Origin of the sequence: Paenibacillus amylolyticus, from assembly GCF_001570725.1 — a bacterium.
Lineage (GTDB): Bacteria > Bacillota > Bacilli > Paenibacillales > Paenibacillaceae > Paenibacillus > Paenibacillus amylolyticus_A.
The window spans coordinates 2,061,814-2,078,867 of sequence record NZ_BCNV01000001.1 but is presented as its reverse complement, the minus strand read 5'-3'; the positions used below and the strand labels follow the sequence as shown (position 1 = coordinate 2,078,867).

The following is a 17,054-nucleotide window of genomic DNA, read 5'->3' as shown; positions in this document are numbered from 1 at the left end:
TTCTTGGTAGCGGTTACAATATATCGCACCAAGAACGGAGGAATACGAATGCTGAGCAAATGGAAGCAACAGCGTGCTTACCATCTCATGTTGATCCCAAGCCTGGTTCTGGTCTTCATCTTTAGTTACATCCCTTTCTACGGACTTATTATTGCGTTTCAGAAATACAATCCGGGCCTCGGGTTCAACTCGCCATGGGTAGGATGGGATAATTTTAACCACATCTTTAATCAGCCGAACTTCGTAAGAACGATCTGGAATACACTGTACATGTCTGTCTTCAAGATAATCGGTGGTATAATCGTGCCCGTTATTTTCGCATTACTGCTCAACGAAGTCCTGCATAGTGGAATTAAACGTACATTCCAAACACTCGTCTACATTCCGAACTTTCTCTCTTGGGTCATTATGGCCGGCATCATGCTGGATATCCTTAGCTCCGACGGCATTATCAATACATTTCTAGGCGTTTTCGGGATTGCACCGATCTCCTTTCTTGGCACACCCTCTATTTTTCCTTGGACGATGATCGTGAGCGATATATGGAAAGGCTTCGGCTTTGGTACAGTTGTTTATTTAGCAGCCTTGACCAGTATTGACCCGGGACTTTACGAGGCCGCTGTGATCGACGGAGCGAAACGGTGGAAGCAGACCATCTACATTACGTTGCCCCTTCTCATGCCAACGATTGTTTTAATGACTGTATTGTCGCTTGGAAACGTACTCAATGCTGGCTTTGACCAAATCTATAATCTCTACTCCCCTGTTGTCTATCAGACCGGTGATATTATTGATACCTATGTATACCGTCTGGGAATTCAGCAGGCACAGTATTCAATTGGTACCGCTGTTGGATTATTCAAATCCATCATTTCCAGTGTTCTCGTTGCTGTATCGTACATCCTGGCCTACAGGGTAGCTGGTTATCGCATCTTCTAAAAAGGAGGGACTAACACTATGATCTATGATAAAAGTATGAGTCGGCGTTTGTTTCTTATCCTAAACTACACCATATTGCTTCTGATCTCTCTACTCTGTATCCTGCCGTTTATCAACCTGCTTGCTGTTTCATTCAGTAGCAGCGCGGCTGTATCGGCGGGAAGTGTTACGTTCTGGCCTGTGGAATTCACGACAAAGGCCTATGAATTTGCATTAACTGGAGGGTCCTTCTTCTCCTCTCTCTGGGTGGCCATCCAGCGAACCGTTCTCGGAACGTTAGTGAATCTGATTCTGATCGTGCTCACGGCTTATCCCCTCTCCAAGTCAAAACAAAAATTAATGGGACGTAATATCTATATGGGATTTTTCATCGTAACCATGTTATTCAGTGGAGGACTCATTCCAACCTATCTCGTTGTCGTCAAAATGGGACTGATCGATTCCATATGGTCTCTGATCCTGCCTGGGGCTCTCCCCGTATTCAGCATGATTATTCTCATGAATTTCATAAGGGGGTTGCCTGAGGAAATTGAAGAATCAGCAATTATTGATGGTGCAGGACCTGTACAGGTATTGCTTCGTATTCTACTCCCGCTCCTCAAGCCCGCTCTCGCAACAGTCGGTTTGTTTAGTATCGTCGCCCACTGGAATTCATGGTTCGACGGCATTATCTATATGAACAATCCAGCCAATTATCCATTACAAAGCTACCTCCAGACCCTTTTGCAGAGTTTTGAGCAAATCATGCTGAAATCTGGATCAGATTATACGCAGCTGTTATCCATGATGAATGCCAGAACGGGGCGTGCCGCTCAAATGTTCTTGGGTGCCATTCCGATTTTACTCGTGTATCCGTTCTTACAGAAATACTTTACCAAGGGGTTGGTGCTAGGTAGCGTCAAGGGGTAAACAAAAGGGCTTGCAGTTCAACCTGCGAGCCCTTTTGTTCTATCTAAACTCTGAGATGGCCGGCAGCAGAATCGAGAAAATGGTACCTTCACCTATTTTACTCTCCACCTGTATTCCATGGGGTTTACCAAAATGAAGTTGAATCCGCCGCTGCACATTATGCAATCCAATGCCATTCGTTCCCGTACCTGCACTGGACTTCTCTTCCATTAAATTCTGCATCGTATGATGATCCATACCGACGCCATTGTCGCAGACTTGGATCACAACTTCATCCTGCTGTGGTTGAATCCGAATGGTAATGATTCCGTCTTCTTCGAGTTCGGCGAGTCCATGAAATATCGCATTCTCCACAATGGGCTGTAGAATCATTTTGGGCATGCGATAATCCAGCATTCGATCCTCCACCTCATATCTCATTTGAATACAATCATAGTACCTGACATTCTGAATCGTTACGTAATTCGCTATATTATCGAGTTCTTCACGAATGGTTACGAGGGTTCCATCGGATTTGGTTGCATAACGAAGCATCGAGATTAGTGCATCGGTCATTTCCACGATTTTGTCAGCCTGTTGCATCGAGGCAATCCATTTCACCGACCCCAGTGTGTTATACAGAAAATGAGGCTTGATCTGGTCATGGAGCGCGCGCATCTCGGCCTTGGCTTTCTCTATCTCTTCCTGCTGCATCCGTTCGACCATCCGCTTCAATTCATGCGACATTCTGTTGAATCGAATGGATAAATGTCCAATCTCATCTCTGGAGGCAATAGGTTCAACTTGTTCAAATTGGCCTTTCTCGACCAAAGCGATATTTCGGAGCAGCTTCTTAATCGGAGTTGTGATGACATGAGATAGAAAGATGGATATAACCGCAGCAAAAAGAACAATGACAATGGCGAGTGTCACCAGATTACGGCCCAATATTTTGCCATCAGCAGTTAGCTCATCCAAGGGCATATATAAGTACGTTGTCCATTTTTGCTGACTAAGGGGACTGGTCACTACGACATTTAATGCTTCAGGCGGACGAACGTTGTCACGGAATAGTGTACCAATTAATCGGTCGTTTACGTTATATACAATCTTGTCATTCTCATCAACAATCATGAATCTGGAACGTAGCCCTTCCTGTAAGTTTCGATTGACGATTTCGATGAATTTGATATCAATGCTCACAACGATCACGCCAAGCAGTTCACCACTAGCCACATCATGAATTTTGCGAGCATGTGACACTGCCAGTATTTTATTCTCCAATTGCTCATCGATTCGTGTTGTGAGCGTAATGGTTCGATCATTATCGTGCATGAACTTTTTGAACCACAATTCGTTCGCTACTTTGAAATTTGGATCAATAGGTTGATGTGGACTGACGAACAGGTCTTCTCCCCCGTTCATATTGTAGAGGTAAATGGAGAATACGCGATCCTTCATCATGATATAATTCATCAGAATATTGTATGCGGCAATCTCATTTTGTTCGTTACCCTCCCGTAGAAAATCCTGGATCGGAAAACTTCCTTCATGGGTCGCAGATAGATTGTTGCTAAGGCCATTGCTGGCTAACAGCGTGATTTTCTCAATCTCCTTGAGGAACTCGTCGATACGAATGTTCGTCTGTTTGGCCAGATCACTTAGCAACGTTGTATAGTTCTGTGCCAATAACCGCTCTGACGAGTAGTACGAATTGATTGTCATTACCAATACAGGAAGGATAATGACTGTCATACAGATCACCATAATTTTGTGCTTGATTTGGAAGGGCTGGACAAGCTTCATATGCTGCACCTCTATTCACCGATTACATTCATGCCTGCTGTCGTTCTCGATATTCCTCTGGAGTGACACCTACCGATTTTTTGAAAATCTTACTGAAGTACGTGTAATTATGGTAGCCTACTTTTTCTGCGATTTCGTACACTCTCATTCCTCTACTCAATAGATACGCCTTGGCATGTTCAATCCGAACTCGTGTCAAGTACGTGATAAAGTTCTCTCCTTTTTCCTGCTTAAACAATCGGCTGAGATACGACGGATTAACACTGATTTGGCTAGCGATACTTTGCAGCGAAATATCCTCGGCATAATACTTGTCGATCAATGCAATGGCGAGGTCTGTATAGGTACTTTCCTGCTTCGTTTGGGAATCGGTTTTAAAGTAATGCGTAATGTGAGCAAGCATATCCTGGTGGATATCCTCCCAGTACTCACCCTTCAGAACAGTTTCATATGGCGATTTCTCTGTTAAAGAAGGCGCACCTCTTTCCGTAGCTCGGGATAGATGGGAGTGTATCGTTTCCATTACCATGATATATTGCTTTCGAATGCTATTCTCATCCGCCTGCTGCGCTTCCAGGTCCGAGCGAATTCCTTCAAGGAACTCCTCCGCCTTTTGGATGTCTTTACTTACCCATAACTTCATAAAATCTCTTTCTTGTTGCGGGCTCAGAGCTCCTTTTACTTCATTTCTATCGGGGGATTGAACCATATCATCGTAATACAACACCTGGTTGCTCCCTGTGAAGAAACCCTGTTGTAGAGCCATTTCTGCCTCTTGGCAGGCCATTTTAATGTGAGGTAAACCGGAAGTCATTCTACTCACACCAGCCGTGAGTGATAGATTCATAAAATCCTTGATTGAAGACAGCAATTTATTACATAGTTTAGTCAAGTCGGAGTGTACAGATTGGCTCTCTGGAAGTACGTTAACGATAAGCCAATATTCAGAAGAACTTTCAACGAAAACCTCTTTCTCCCATCTCGATGGAATGATCTCTTCCATAATATTAAGCATCGAAAACCGGAGTAGCTTCTCCCCCTTTTCAATATATTTCCTCTTCGCATCCTCGTAATAGTTCACGACGAACTTGATGACGACCAACTGGTCCGATCGTATACGAAAATGCAGTTCTTCCGCTTTAGTGACAATATCCTTTTCACTTATGAATCCGCTTACAATATCTTGGAAGAAGGTGTCCTTTAGATGTCTTAGGCTGTTGGAATAATCATGTGCCCTAGAAGATGTGTAGGTTGGATGAACATGTTCGCTTTGTAGTTTCTGTCCAACGGTACTCAGGAGATCGATAAGGGCAGTTTCTGTAATCTCGCTTTTAATCAAGTAGTCTGAAGCGCCAAGTTTTAGTGCCTTTTTTACATAATGAAATTCGTCAAAGTTACTCAGAATGACATACTTACAGGTTTTCAGTACGCAGGAGGCCTCTTGTATAAGCTGTAGCCCATCCATAATCGGCATCTTGATATCCGTAATAATTAGATCAGGCATCACTTCAAGCGCAAGGTTCAATGCCTCTTTTCCATTTCCAGCCTCACCAACAACATAGAAGTTGTACTCTTCCCAATTCAGCATGGAACGAATTCCAACCCGCATGAGCAATTCATCATCAACGATCATCAGTTTATACATGCGCATCCCCCAACATGAACCATTTTTAGATATTTTACCATTAAACGAACCGTTGCAAAGGTGTCTAGCGAACCTTCTTGAGTTGAGGATCTTCAAAAAAATTATATTCCTCATGGATCAATAAATAACAAAAGGCTATTTCGTAGGATATTTCCATCCTGAAATAGCCTTTGTTTGTTAATATCATCCTAGAGTTTCGTTATGGTTGAAGCTTAATCAGACGAAGGATCATTGCAGCTGCCTCAGCACGCGTTGTTTTGTCCTTAGGCTTGAAGCTACCGTCTGTATATCCGTTTAATATACCTTCAGCAATGGCTTTGGAAATCGCTGGTTGAGCCCAATTGGATACAAGCGAGGCGTCTGTGAAACTGATCGATGTATCACTGATTTCCCATTGCGCAGCTCGCACGACAAAGGTAGCCATTTCTTCTCGCGTAACCCATTCATTCGGTCCAAAACGATTATCACTATAGCCGTTTGCTATCCCAAGTGCATGTGCTGTGTTAATAGCATCATGAGCCCAATGAGCATCTGTATCGGTGAAGTCTGATTCTGTCGAAGTCTCTAGCTTCAAAGCCTTAACAATCAAGCTGATCAACTCAGCTCGGGAAACGTTGCGGTCAGGTCTAAACGACTGATCGGGATACCCATTAATGACCCCGAGCGACACCAATTCAAGAATATTGGCAGCTCCCCAATGTGTTTGGATATCGCTGAACGTTAGCGAAGTTTCAGGTAAGGATATGCCGTGTCCGGCTGATAAGAGTATCGCAAATGTTCCCAGATAGCTCGTTGATCCAGATATGGTCCCTTTCTCCCGATCTACTTTAACCTCATTAAACGGTTCCCATTGTTTGTTTGCCTCATTATAACCGTACAAACGGATTTCCTGATTCGGTGAAACTTTGGTTTGGTCGAAAGGTAAGGTTACTGTCACCGGTGTAAGAAACATCTTAGAATTGGCTTGGAATACATCTCCCAACAATTGATATGGTGTTCCTGTAAGCAATGATGCTGCATCTGGAACTTTGGTGATGTCCATTGTAGTGCTCGCCTGTAGTGCACCGTTCGGTACCCGAAGGGTGACTCCTTGGAATGCGAATTCTCCGCCACCGGCAGGTATTAGCTGATTAGTATTAGATGGTGTTCCACTGTTTCCATTTGTACCACTTGAACCGGCTGAGCCGCCACCGCCTGATGGATTCGAAGGCGTGGGTTGCGTTAACGCACCACGTAAAACGGTCAGATTATAGCTACGAGTTAATCCGTTTCGTGCAGTCACGACAAACGGGATTTGATTTTGTCCTGAAGACAAAGCGAACGTCTGGGAGTGAGCGTTAGCATACGAACTTCCTTTTGCCGTTAATGCTGCCTTGGCATCTGTGGATTTCGCTGTGATATCAATGCTCTCTGTGTTCGCATCAACCGTAACACGGTATTGTGTAGTTTCAGGATTAAAGGATGGTTCCATCGTGCCTTGGCTAACGGTTAAATTATCCAGTGTGGCTACATCAATTAACTTACCTGATCGCATATCTTCTTTCACAAGATTAAAATCGGTTACGATCTGTTGCGAATAATCCTCAGCTGCGTTCAGGATTGCTGGCACGAGTGCATCCCAGATCGGAATGATATCCGACACGAAACGATCTTCGTAAGCATAGTTCAACGTATCGGATATCGAATCCAAACGTGAGCTCGCATATGCGTATGATTTGGCAGCGTCGATCAAGTATTGCTGCAGCTCTTCTTTACTCTGGAAAGTCTTGTCCGTATAGTCTCCTTTGAAAGGCGAAACTTCACGAATCAGGTATGAACGCTGAGCTGCAACCAACGTGCCCAGATAGGTATCAACGTCAACACCCATGTTCAGGTAGGCATTCTTGGATTCAGAAGCGTCCGGGGTCTGCTCTTTCACATCCAGTAAAATGTCATCTGTGTGATTGTCGCTCGCACCTTCGATCAGAACGTTGAACCGTTTGACGCCAATACTTCCTACACCCTGATTAATACGTCGTACGGCATCCTTCATGGTAAAGTAATCCTCGAACTGCTCATCTGTGAGGTTTGGAAAATGGTGTCTTACTTCTGCTTTATATGCTTCCCATCCTGATTGCAACGCACTTAATTCCGCTTCAGTAGCTTTTTCGAATTTATCGGGGTTGCCTGCAATGTTAAGCTTGCCATTCAGCGTACGCTTTCCGAGTAATTTTTCAAGTGCTTCTTCATATGATTTCTTCGAAACGCTATTCATGACTGCTTTCGTATAATCTGTTACATTACTGGCTGTCAATTTGGTACCTTTCAGACCCTTATTATTTTGGATATCCACGAGTGTATCTTTGTATGTCTCCAAAAAGACCCTTGATACATCACGGTAATCAGACGTTTGCAGATGTTGAATACCTGAGCTGTCTTTATCATACGGAAGGATGTACACGCTTGTAACGAAGCGAAGGAGTTCTTCATAAAAGCTTCCAATCCCAGCGGTATCAAAATCATTCAGACCAAACACCATCTGCTTGGTGCTGTCATTGAATGTACCCACGTTTTGAATGTGAGCATCACCTTCAGTATAGGTCAGAATGTCTTTGTTCGCCCAATCCTTAATAACTTCAGCAGGGGAAGTGATTAGACCTGAAGCAAGATCAGCTTTGAACAAAGCATTTGTGCCTCGTAAGAAAGTGTACTCATTCGCGGCCAGGCCTTCAGTTCCATATTTGTACTCTTTGGTAACTGGATCATTAAAGAAAGTATTGTCCGCAATTATACTTTTCTCGACCCAATCTTTTCGTGCTATATCCGTAAGAACCGGCTTAATGTAACGACCAAGTGTCAGCTCCATTGCCTCTGAAGCGAGCCATTCATTACCGTCCTGTATTGCCTCTGGATTCAGAACAATATTAAGCTTTATTTGTTCAGACACTGGAGTATCTGATTGGCCTTCGATAGAGATGGTAACGGAGCGATCAGCAGATTCACCTACCGCAGCCAGTTCCCAGTTTCCGGATGGAAGTCCTGTTAGCGTATAAGCTTCAGATGCAAGAATGCCATCGATCGGAAGGCCTTGACTTACTTCAATTCGAACCTTCGTACTCATGTCATGTGAACCTGTCATGTGAATGAAAGCAGAGTTCGAATCTGGTGATGCCACAATCTGATGATCAGGCGTGAATTTTGCTATTGTAACGCGATGACTGCCTTGATAAACGTTTAACGTGGAAGATGGTTTGTTGATTTGGTTCCACGCCTCGGGATGAATCTCGAAGAATAACTCGGACTCAGCAAGAACACGACCCGTCCCATCCCCATTGAAAGTCAATTGAATCTGATCTCCATTCGCAGCTGCCTCAGCAAATATTCCGTTAGGCAGGCCGAGCACGTTAAACTCACTTGAAGACCACGGACCCTGTTTCAATTTTCCTCCAACAGCAGTCAGCATAACTTTGTTAGCATCATTGCTTACCATGGATTCGGACTGCATTTGAATCGTTTGTTCCTGTTCAAGAATAACGTAAGCTGCCGTATTTCCAGAGTTACGAACCGGTGCTCCTTTTACTTTCTCGAAGTCTCTACCATTGTCACGCGTATCCCAGTTGTTACCGCGATCCGGGAACATAGTAGCCGTAGCAGGTTGATCTGGGTTTAAAGGATCGAAGACCAAACGTTGCATTGTACTTTGCTTGCCACTTTCAGAAGCAGGAGTTCCCCAATAGGCATCTGCACCATAACCAACGAAGTCCACTATGTCTGCATTCAGGGGATCTGTCGTGGGGTCCATTACGGTTAAAGTCGAATCTGTTCTCAAAAGAACAATTTTGCCACTTTTATTGCTCAGTTTGATGGCGGAAGATTGCTCGTCAGCTTGCGGAAGTGCAGCTCCGACTGCTCCATTACTGTCAAGACTAATGAGATAATAACCATAGGCTGGGATGGAATGGTTCACTGTCCCCAGATCAACCTTTTTCCACTTGCTCTTCTGACTGTCTGCATACTGAATGGACCAGCCCGTCAGAGAAATCTCTTCTCCTGTGGGATTATGTAACTCGACGAAGTCATTACTGTAGGTATCCTCCACATCGTCTTTTTTACCACCGTAAAATTGACTGATTACTACGTTTTTTGCCAGATGTCCAGTTTCATACGAAGCTGCTCCAGCAATTTGGATTCCTATAAATGACCATGCCGACTGAACAATCATGACCATGACAAGAATAATTGCTAACCAGCGCTGTCCATAAATTCTCATGCTGTCTTACCCCTCTCATATTCAAATACGAGTTAGTATAACAAGCATGTATTAAGCGGGAGTAAAGAAAAATCAAATGAGCATTAAATATAATATATGAACGTATTATATTTGAGTTGAGTATTTTTAAATTCACTCGCCAATATAAATATCACTTTTACAGAACGTATGTTCCTGTTATAATCAAGTTATAGTGCTTTGTGCAGTATAGAATCCCTACCTGGAAAGGATACATATCATGAATTTATACAAGTTCGAATTAACGGTGAATGGATATCTATTACGCGTTCATTTCAGTGCATCTGAAGAAAGTGGACTCAAATGGTGCAAGCGAATTGCTACTGATTTCCAAAATAACGTTGCTAATCTGGAGATCAAGGTTGATATACATAAAAAGCAGAAACAAAAGCATGCGCGGGAATATTACGGAAAGCCATATCTGTATGATCGGACTTTGAGGAAAAAGCCACTTACGAAGAAAAATAAGGCGTTTGAATCATCTGCTGTTATGTGAAGGTTACTAAAAGACTTTAAGATTCTCATCATATAGGTAACTGGGTAGAGTACATTTTAATTCGGCTTTTCCCTGTTCTGCCAAACAGTTCAGCGACTCTGCATACTGTTGGTCTTCAATACCAGAGAAAAAAGCTTGCTCCAATGTGGAACAAGCTTTTATCCGGGTCAGTTGTAATATAGCCAAGAAAGGTTTTCGTTCACCATTTAGTATCTCTCTGATTCCTTAAATATCATATAACGATGGACGCCTCTGACAGCATGCATTGCTTCCTGTAATTGCTGAATCGCAGTTTCGCGTTGTCCCGCTTTTAGTTCGATCGCTGCAAGAAGCGAAGATCTCATCCAGACCTTGTTAATGGATTTCAAGTGTTCCCTCGCCTGCTCACTTCTTCCTTCTTCCATAAGCAAATACGTTTCATAATATGTACGATAATCTGATCTACGCATATTCTGTACCGCAGTACGAACAGCTACTAAGTCGTTGCGGTAGATGCCGTAAGCTGCATTATATACTGCTTGTGTCCTTTTATTCGTGTCCTCATTTCTGATGCGCTCTATTGTTTGTTCCAATTCATCATCAAGTCTGTTTGCAAGAGCGTAATAGATATAAAGCCTTGGATTATTTTCCTGTCTACGTAGAAATGCCTCGACGCGGTCCATGCGTGTTTCCCAGCCCAGAGGATAAAAAATACGAATGGTAAACATGATCAGAGTCGCGACGAGAACGATCCCAAGTATCAGAAACAGAGATTGGTCATTCATCTTCATGTACACAACAAATAAAAATACGGCCAAATAAAAAACAATATCCCACTTATATTTTCCCATCATCCATCTCCTTTATAGACATAAAAAAACTATTATATCAAAAACAAACCCCAAGGAGTATGTGAACCGCACCCTTTGGGGTTTATAACATTGATTTTTTGAAATTATTTTCATGCTCAAAGATTGACTGTTTTTTTGTTACAGGGACTACATTCTCACGCCCCGGCGTCTCCAATCATTTGTCGTTCAATTTGTTTCATCTCATAAAAGTATCCTTTTTGCTCCATCAGCTCGGTAAAGGAACCCGATTCCACGATCTTGCCCTGGTCCATGACCACAATCCGATCCATCTCTTCCAATCCCGTAAGCCGATGGCAGATCAACAGAAGTGTATCTTCGGATGCCTGGGCCAGAAGATGCTGCAATACACGTTGCTCTGTGACGTAATCCAGTGAAGACGTCGGTTCGTCCAGAAGCCATAACCGTCCTTTGCGCAGCATGGCCCGTGCCAGAGCCAGCCTCTGCTTCTCGCCATCCGATAGGTTCTCTCCTTTTTCATATACCATATCGGTCAACGACTTGTTCGGCAGTTGTACTTTATCCAGCACAGCCGACAGTTGTTCATCCGAATGTTCTTCTCCATTCAGCAGCAGGTTATCCCGGATGGTTCCCCGGAAGAAATGACTTTGCTGCAACACGACATTCGCGTTTTGCCAGATGCTCTCTTCATTCAGTTCCTGCACTGGAACATCGTTTAACCGTATATCGCCAGACGTTGGCGTACGCAGCTTGAGCAGCAGATCGATAATCGTTGACTTGCCTGAACCGCTTGGGCCAACAATCGCTGTTTTGGAGCCTGCTGTAAGTTGCAAGGATAGCTCCCTGAGCGCCGGTCTCCATTCACCTTCATATTGGAAGTTAACACGAGATAACTCGATTGAAACTGCATGATCGCCTGACACTTTACCGCTCGGCTGTACTGGTTCCACATCGGAGGTCGGGACTGTTTCTGACAGTCGCTGAGCAGCGTGTTCGCTATCCTGCTTATACAAAGGTAATATAGCCATTGCCGCAGCTTCTTCGAACACGGTCTGTGTGGCCAGGATCAGCATGGCGAGGAATACACCGGCAAACGCTCCATTCACAATTAAGAAAGCGCTCAGTGCCAGCACACCCCATGTAACGAGATACGTTACAAAAACATGCATGGATTGCCCACGCAGCAAGTGCGAAGCCGCTTGTTTCTGTTCTATTGCCAATGCAGCGGAAGCCTGCTGGAGCTGCTGCTCACGTTGTTCTAATTGGCCGTATACTTTCAGATCACGGAAACCATACAACACTTCGGTTACTTCCGTGGACAGCAAAGCTCGTTGCTGGCGGACACGTCCGTGTATTTTTCGCTGACCTAACAAGACAATGCCTGGTACAACAAATGCCGTGATTAGCATGCCTAGTACTAACAAGCACGCAATCCAGATCGAAAAGGCCGACGTGAACAGCATGGTAGCCAAGAACACCATAACGACCATGATTGGTGGATACGCGACTCGCAAAAAGTAATTTTGCAAGCTTTCCACATCACCTACGATTCGCGCAAGCAGATCCCCGCTTCGATTTTTGTTCAATATACCCGGCGTTACGGGAATCAGTTTGGCAAAAAAGGACGTCCGCAAACGGCTCAGCATGGAGAATGTCGCCCTGTGGGAATACAACCGTTCTCCGTAGCGGCTTGCCGCCCGCAGGAAACCGAGCAATTTAACCATCGAGGTGAGTACTATTAAGGTGTACAACGGTGGCGCAAATACCGTTTGCGATATCATATACCCGCTCGCGGAAAAGAGAGCTACACCTGCTATGCCGGCGATGAATCCGCCCAATATCGAAAGCAAGATATCCTTGCGTTCCTGAATCATCGCTTTTGACAAAATCGTCAGCTCATTCATGCTAACCCTCCTTTCCGCCCTACATCCACCATCTCTGCATATTGCGGCAAACGTGCTAGAAGCTCGTTATGATGACCTGAATCCACCAATACCCCATTGTCCATAAACAAAATGTTGTCCGCATGTTGAATCGTATATAAACGGTGTGCCACCGTAATCATCGTTGCCGTTTTGGCTAATGACGCAATGGATTGTTGCAGTACCCGCTCGGTATGCAGATCCAGTCCCACGGTGGGTTCATCGAACAAAATGACAGCGGGTCTCTTCAGAAAAGCACGTGCCAAGGCAAGTCTTTGCTTTTCCCCACCAGATAATCCCCGGCCCCCTTCACCAACAAACGTGTCTAATCCCTGCTCCAATTGTGCAACAACGCCAGCAAGTCCTGCTTCCTCTGCCGCCTGCTCAATTTCAACTCTGGAGACGTTCCGCCCTGCCCCAATCGCGATATTTTCGGCAAATGTACCTGCAAAAATATACGGATGCTGTGTAATGTAGCTAACACGCTCGAACCATGCAGCCTCATCATGTTGCGAAATCTGGCTTCCGTTAACCAGAACCGCTCCCGAATCTGTTTTCAGCAAACCTGCAATAAGATGAAGTAGCGTGGTTTTACCTGAGCCACTTTTGCCTACAATAGCGATCTGTTCTCCCGGTCCAATTGAGATCTGTCCTGTCTCAAGTCCAAAGGAATCAGGCGAGTACTGGAATCGGACATCGTTCAGTTCAATGGTCGGGGGCATTGTTATCAACTCGGCGCGAGTTGTACGAAGCTCTTCCGTCTTTGCAATTGCATCCAAATCGGTTATATCGCTTTGATCGGATCCTTCTTCTGACTTCGTTTGTGTGCTCTTAACACTTGTTTCCTCAAGCATTTGTTCTACTTTACGAATCGCCCCCATACTGGTTCGCCCGCTGTGAAAAGCCGTTCCTGTATTCTTCAACAGACTGTAGAACTCTGGCACGAGCAACAACACGAGAAAGGCCGTGTGGAAGCTCATCGATTTGAAAACGAGTAATTGGATAGCCAGTTCAAGCGCGACGATACCAATGCTTAACATCACGATCGATTCCAGCATAAACGTATTAGTAAATGCAATCTTCAAAATGCCCATGGTGGCATCACGATAACCTAGACTGCTGCGTTCAATCTCTTGCTGTTGACGTTTCGCCCGTCCGAATATTTTTAACGTAACCAGCCCTTGAAGCGAATCCAGAAACGTACCGGAGAACTCGGCCAGTTGCGCGTATTTTTCTTCTGATTTGTTCTTCGTCTGGAGCCCAACCAAGATCATAAACAGCGGAATAAATGGCGCCGTGAACAGCATAATCCAGCCTGTGTTGGCGTGCTGCGTAAACGTAACAACCAGAATCAGAATCGCGATCATCGCAGCTTCCATCATCCGTGGCATGTACTGACTGAAATAACTGTCGGCTTCATCCACAGCATCCAAAGCAACGCTGACCTTTCCTCCCGTCTGTCCACGAAGGGTTGAAGGCATGGAGGCTTGCGTCAGTTTCTGTAAAACGGCTGCTCGCATATTCGTCTTGGCACGGGCTGCCATATGCAAGCCCACTTTCCCATTGCCATACGTCAACAGTGTGCGTACAGCCATAACAGCCAGCAATAGAACAAGCAACAGGATCACGGATGAAAAGGAAGCTTTCTCTACAAAGATTCGCTGGACTGCTTCAGCCACCAATGTGGCCTGACTTACAATAGCTACACCAAGCGCCAGCGAGATGATCGCAAGGAAAAGCCTGTTTTTTCGTTGTAAAGACATTTGCTGCGATATCAGATTGGATTTGGCTCTCCTCTTCATGGAACGCTCCTCCTTTATTTTTTCCCTTTCACATAATCCGCATCAAACAGGAACAGTTTGAAGACCAGAATCAGAGAAGGAATTAACAGGCACAGACCACCGATAAACACGACCACTAGAGCGAAGCCCATTGCAGGCGATGTGGCGCTGCTCTGAATCGTGATGTATGGATCAAGAATGTAAGGATATTGCCCAATCCCGTAAGCGAAAAAGGCTGTGAAAAATTGCAGCATGATGCATATAAAAGCTAAACCATAACGGCGTCCGTTATATAACAGCCACATGGCAATCATGAAAAATGCAACGGAAAGCGCCAGCAGCCACCATAAATCCATCATATTTTGAAAATGACGCTCATTGTGTTGACCCAAATATATAAATGCAGTCAGCGCGAGAATAATGGTCGGTGTGCTCCAGAACAAAGCATAGTTCCGCATCAGCTTCAATGCCGGATGATCCTCTGCCCGTGAAGCGTAAAATGTGAGAAATGATCCGCTAATGAACAATACGGACACGATGGCTAGTCCAACGATGCTCCACGATAATGGATTCGTAAATAGTGCCCAGTAATCGAGGGAAACGGTATCCCCCTGCTTCAAAATAAAGCCACCTTCAGACAATGTCAGTGCTACTGACAACGACGCTGGAATAAGCAAACCTGTAGCTCCGTATAGAAACAAGTACACGATACTTTTTTTGGAACCATAATTTTCGAAAGCATAGAACGATCCACGTATGGCAAGTAAAATGACGGCAATACTTCCCGGAACGAGCAGCGCGGAGCCATAATAATAGGCCGTATCCGGAAAGAAGCCGACGATGCCAATATAGAAAAAGACAAAGAATACATTGGTGATCTCCCAGACCGGTGATAGATAGCGAGAGATCAGACGATTAATCAGGTGATCCTGCTTCGTCAGGCGTGCGTAAAAGGCGAAGAACCCTGCTCCAAAATCAATGGATGCTACAATAAGATAGCCGTACAAGAACAGCCAGAGTACCGATATACCAATCAATTCATAACTCATTATGCCTGCTCCCCTTTCTCGGCTGATTGATCATGCTTCTCTTTCAACCATTTCTCCATCTCAAGTTCAGCAGGATTGTTATTGAACAACCGTCTCAGTACGACGACACACATAACGCCTAGCAGGATGTATAGAAGCAAGAAGACGAAAAATAAAATTCTCACGCTCGGGGAAGAAGTAGCGGCCTCTTCTACCCGCATATAACCTCGGATGATCCATGGCTGTCGCCCCACTTCTGCATAGAACCAACCCATCTCAACAGCCAGAAAAGCAAGCGGTGCACTGAGTGCAACCATACGAAGCATCCACTTGTTAAACTGATTACGTTTCTTCCAGAACACAAACAGGAAGTACAGACTTGATATAGCAAGCAGAGCGAAACCTATTCCAGCCATTAGATCAAACAAGTAATGCACAAGTAATGGTGGATGCTCGTCTGGTGGAAATTCATTCAACCCGGTTACTTCGGCATTAAAGTCTCCAAAGGCAAGGAAGCTGAGCAGCTTCGGCAAATGAAGAGCGCCTATAATTTCATGTTCAGCATTCAACCATCCCAATAAAATGAGATCCGCGCCGCTTTCTGTCTCGAAATGCCACTCGGCAGCTGCGAGCTTCTCCGGCTGATGCTCAGCTAAAAACTTGGCAGATACATCTCCAGCTAAGGAGTTTAATAAACTGAATACGAAAACTACGGCCATCATGAGATTCAAGCCTTTTTTGTGGTAGGCTGACACCCCTTTTCTCAGCATCGCAAAGGCTGCAATTCCTGCTAACAGTGCAGCTCCTGTCAGATAGGCTGAGCTTAATACATGGAACACCTTGGAGAACGTCGCCGTATTCAGCATCGCTTGTACGGGGTTCACTGCCATGAATTGACCTGCTTCCATGACAAAGCCTTCAGGCTGGTTCATGAATCCGTTCACTGTTGTAATAAAAACAGCAGACATGCCTGCCCCGGCGACAATCGGAATAGTCAGCAGCCAGTGGATATACGGATTTTTGAACCGATCCCATGTGTACAGATAAATGCCTAGGAATATCGCTTCAAAAAAGAATGCGAACACTTCCATAAATAGTGGCAGTGCAATGACATTCCCGGCCAGTTTCATAAAATTCGGCCACACCAAAGCCAATTGCAGCGAGATCGCTGTACCTGTCACGACACCCACCGCCACAGAAATGACAAACCCTCTGGACCACCTTTTTGCCATAAGTATGTAATGGTGATCTTTCTTCCGAATACCGATGAACTCTGCAATAGCAATCATCAAAGGTACGCCGACACCAAGCGTTGCAAAAATCACGTGGAAACCGAGCGTCAAACCCGTCACCAGCCTGCTCCATAACACCGTATCAATAGCCATTCTTTGTGTTGCCTCCTTTCAAACTCTGTTTCATTTTTGTGATCAATTTTTGCTTAGGACCAGGTCTGCTACTCATTGGCTGCATTCA

11 protein-coding genes are annotated in these 17,054 nt (G+C 44.8%); 3 read left to right on the top strand and 8 right to left on the bottom strand.

Going from position 1 to position 17,054, the window contains the following annotated elements; translation table 11 throughout:
- Window positions 1-48: 48 nt before the first annotated feature.
- Both PAHA3_RS09265 and PAHA3_RS09260 read left to right on the top strand, forming a co-directional pair.
- Window positions 49-939: an ABC transporter permease gene (locus PAHA3_RS09265; protein WP_062834473.1), complete on the top strand. Its 891-nt coding sequence runs from the start codon at window positions 49-51 to the stop codon at window positions 937-939.
- Between the two features lie 18 nt (window positions 940-957).
- Window positions 958-1,848: a carbohydrate ABC transporter permease gene (locus PAHA3_RS09260; protein WP_062834472.1), complete on the top strand. Its 891-nt coding sequence runs from the start codon at window positions 958-960 to the stop codon at window positions 1,846-1,848.
- Window positions 1,849-1,887: 39 nt separating this feature from the next.
- Here PAHA3_RS09260 and PAHA3_RS09255 read toward each other — a convergent pair whose 3' ends face one another.
- The 3 genes from PAHA3_RS09255 to PAHA3_RS09245 form a co-directional block, all read right to left on the bottom strand.
- The gene (locus PAHA3_RS09255; RefSeq protein WP_235599396.1) at window positions 1,888-3,552 is read right to left on the bottom strand and encodes a cache domain-containing sensor histidine kinase; all 1,665 of its coding nucleotides are present in this window, start codon (window positions 3,550-3,552) and stop codon (window positions 1,888-1,890) included.
- A 109-nt stretch (window positions 3,553-3,661) separates the two neighbouring features.
- The gene (locus tag PAHA3_RS09250; RefSeq protein WP_062834470.1) at window positions 3,662-5,278 is read right to left on the bottom strand and encodes a helix-turn-helix domain-containing protein; all 1,617 of its coding nucleotides are present in this window, start codon (window positions 5,276-5,278) and stop codon (window positions 3,662-3,664) included.
- Between the two features lie 199 nt (window positions 5,279-5,477).
- Window positions 5,478-9,527 carry a DUF2252 family protein gene (locus PAHA3_RS09245; RefSeq protein ID WP_062834469.1) on the bottom strand — a complete coding sequence of 1,350 codons (4,050 nt, stop codon included), beginning with the start codon at window positions 9,525-9,527 and terminating at the stop codon, window positions 5,478-5,480.
- A gap of 238 nt (window positions 9,528-9,765) precedes the next feature.
- Here PAHA3_RS09245 and PAHA3_RS09240 point away from each other — a divergent pair, with 238 nt between their 5' ends.
- A complete protein-coding gene (locus PAHA3_RS09240; RefSeq protein ID WP_062834468.1) occupies window positions 9,766-10,041 on the top strand; it encodes a hypothetical protein in 276 nt (91 codons plus the stop codon).
- A 206-nt stretch (window positions 10,042-10,247) separates the two neighbouring features.
- Here the strand turns inward: PAHA3_RS09240 and PAHA3_RS09235 are convergent, their stop codons facing one another.
- From PAHA3_RS09235 to PAHA3_RS09215, 5 genes are all read right to left on the bottom strand, one after another.
- Window positions 10,248-10,871 (bottom strand): hypothetical protein, encoded by a 624-nt coding sequence (locus PAHA3_RS09235; protein ID WP_062834467.1) that lies wholly within the window; start codon window positions 10,869-10,871, stop codon window positions 10,248-10,250.
- Window positions 10,872-11,026: 155 nt separating this feature from the next.
- Window positions 11,027-12,754, bottom strand: coding sequence for a thiol reductant ABC exporter subunit CydC (gene cydC, locus PAHA3_RS09230; protein ID WP_062834466.1), 1,728 nt, complete (start codon window positions 12,752-12,754; stop codon window positions 11,027-11,029).
- Window positions 12,751-14,574, bottom strand: coding sequence for a thiol reductant ABC exporter subunit CydD (gene cydD, locus PAHA3_RS09225; RefSeq protein ID WP_062834465.1), 1,824 nt, complete (start codon window positions 14,572-14,574; stop codon window positions 12,751-12,753). The genes cydC and cydD overlap by 4 nt, the downstream gene beginning before the upstream one ends.
- A gap of 14 nt (window positions 14,575-14,588) precedes the next feature.
- A complete protein-coding gene (locus PAHA3_RS09220; protein ID WP_186333610.1) occupies window positions 14,589-15,602 on the bottom strand; it encodes a cytochrome d ubiquinol oxidase subunit II in 1,014 nt (337 codons plus the stop codon).
- A complete protein-coding gene (locus tag PAHA3_RS09215; protein WP_062834463.1) occupies window positions 15,602-16,966 on the bottom strand; it encodes a cytochrome ubiquinol oxidase subunit I in 1,365 nt (454 codons plus the stop codon). Before PAHA3_RS09215 ends, PAHA3_RS09220 begins: the two co-directional genes overlap by 1 nt.
- Window positions 16,967-17,054 lie beyond the last annotated feature (88 nt).

What these genes read in the sequence shown, in the direction of transcription:
- PAHA3_RS09255 (WP_235599396.1), bottom strand. Translation starts at nt 3,552, where the DNA reads ATGACAATCAATTCGTACTACTCGTCAGAGCGGTTATTGGCACAGAAC.
- PAHA3_RS09260 (WP_062834472.1), top strand. Translation starts at nt 958, where the DNA reads ATGATCTATGATAAAAGTATGAGTCGGCGTTTGTTTCTTATCCTAAAC.
- PAHA3_RS09220 (WP_186333610.1), bottom strand. Translation starts at nt 15,602, where the DNA reads ATGAGTTATGAATTGATTGGTATATCGGTACTCTGGCTGTTCTTGTAC.
- cydC (WP_062834466.1), bottom strand. Translation starts at nt 12,754, where the DNA reads ATGAATGAGCTGACGATTTTGTCAAAAGCGATGATTCAGGAACGCAAG.
- PAHA3_RS09235 (WP_062834467.1), bottom strand. Translation starts at nt 10,871, where the DNA reads ATGGGAAAATATAAGTGGGATATTGTTTTTTATTTGGCCGTATTTTTA.
- PAHA3_RS09250 (WP_062834470.1), bottom strand. Translation starts at nt 5,278, where the DNA reads ATGTATAAACTGATGATCGTTGATGATGAATTGCTCATGCGGGTTGGA.
- cydD (WP_062834465.1), bottom strand. Translation starts at nt 14,574, where the DNA reads ATGAAGAGGAGAGCCAAATCCAATCTGATATCGCAGCAAATGTCTTTA.
- PAHA3_RS09245 (WP_062834469.1), bottom strand. Translation starts at nt 9,527, where the DNA reads ATGAGAATTTATGGACAGCGCTGGTTAGCAATTATTCTTGTCATGGTC.
- PAHA3_RS09215 (WP_062834463.1), bottom strand. Translation starts at nt 16,966, where the DNA reads ATGGCTATTGATACGGTGTTATGGAGCAGGCTGGTGACGGGTTTGACG.
- PAHA3_RS09240 (WP_062834468.1), top strand. Translation starts at nt 9,766, where the DNA reads ATGAATTTATACAAGTTCGAATTAACGGTGAATGGATATCTATTACGC.
- PAHA3_RS09265 (WP_062834473.1), top strand. Translation starts at nt 49, where the DNA reads ATGCTGAGCAAATGGAAGCAACAGCGTGCTTACCATCTCATGTTGATC.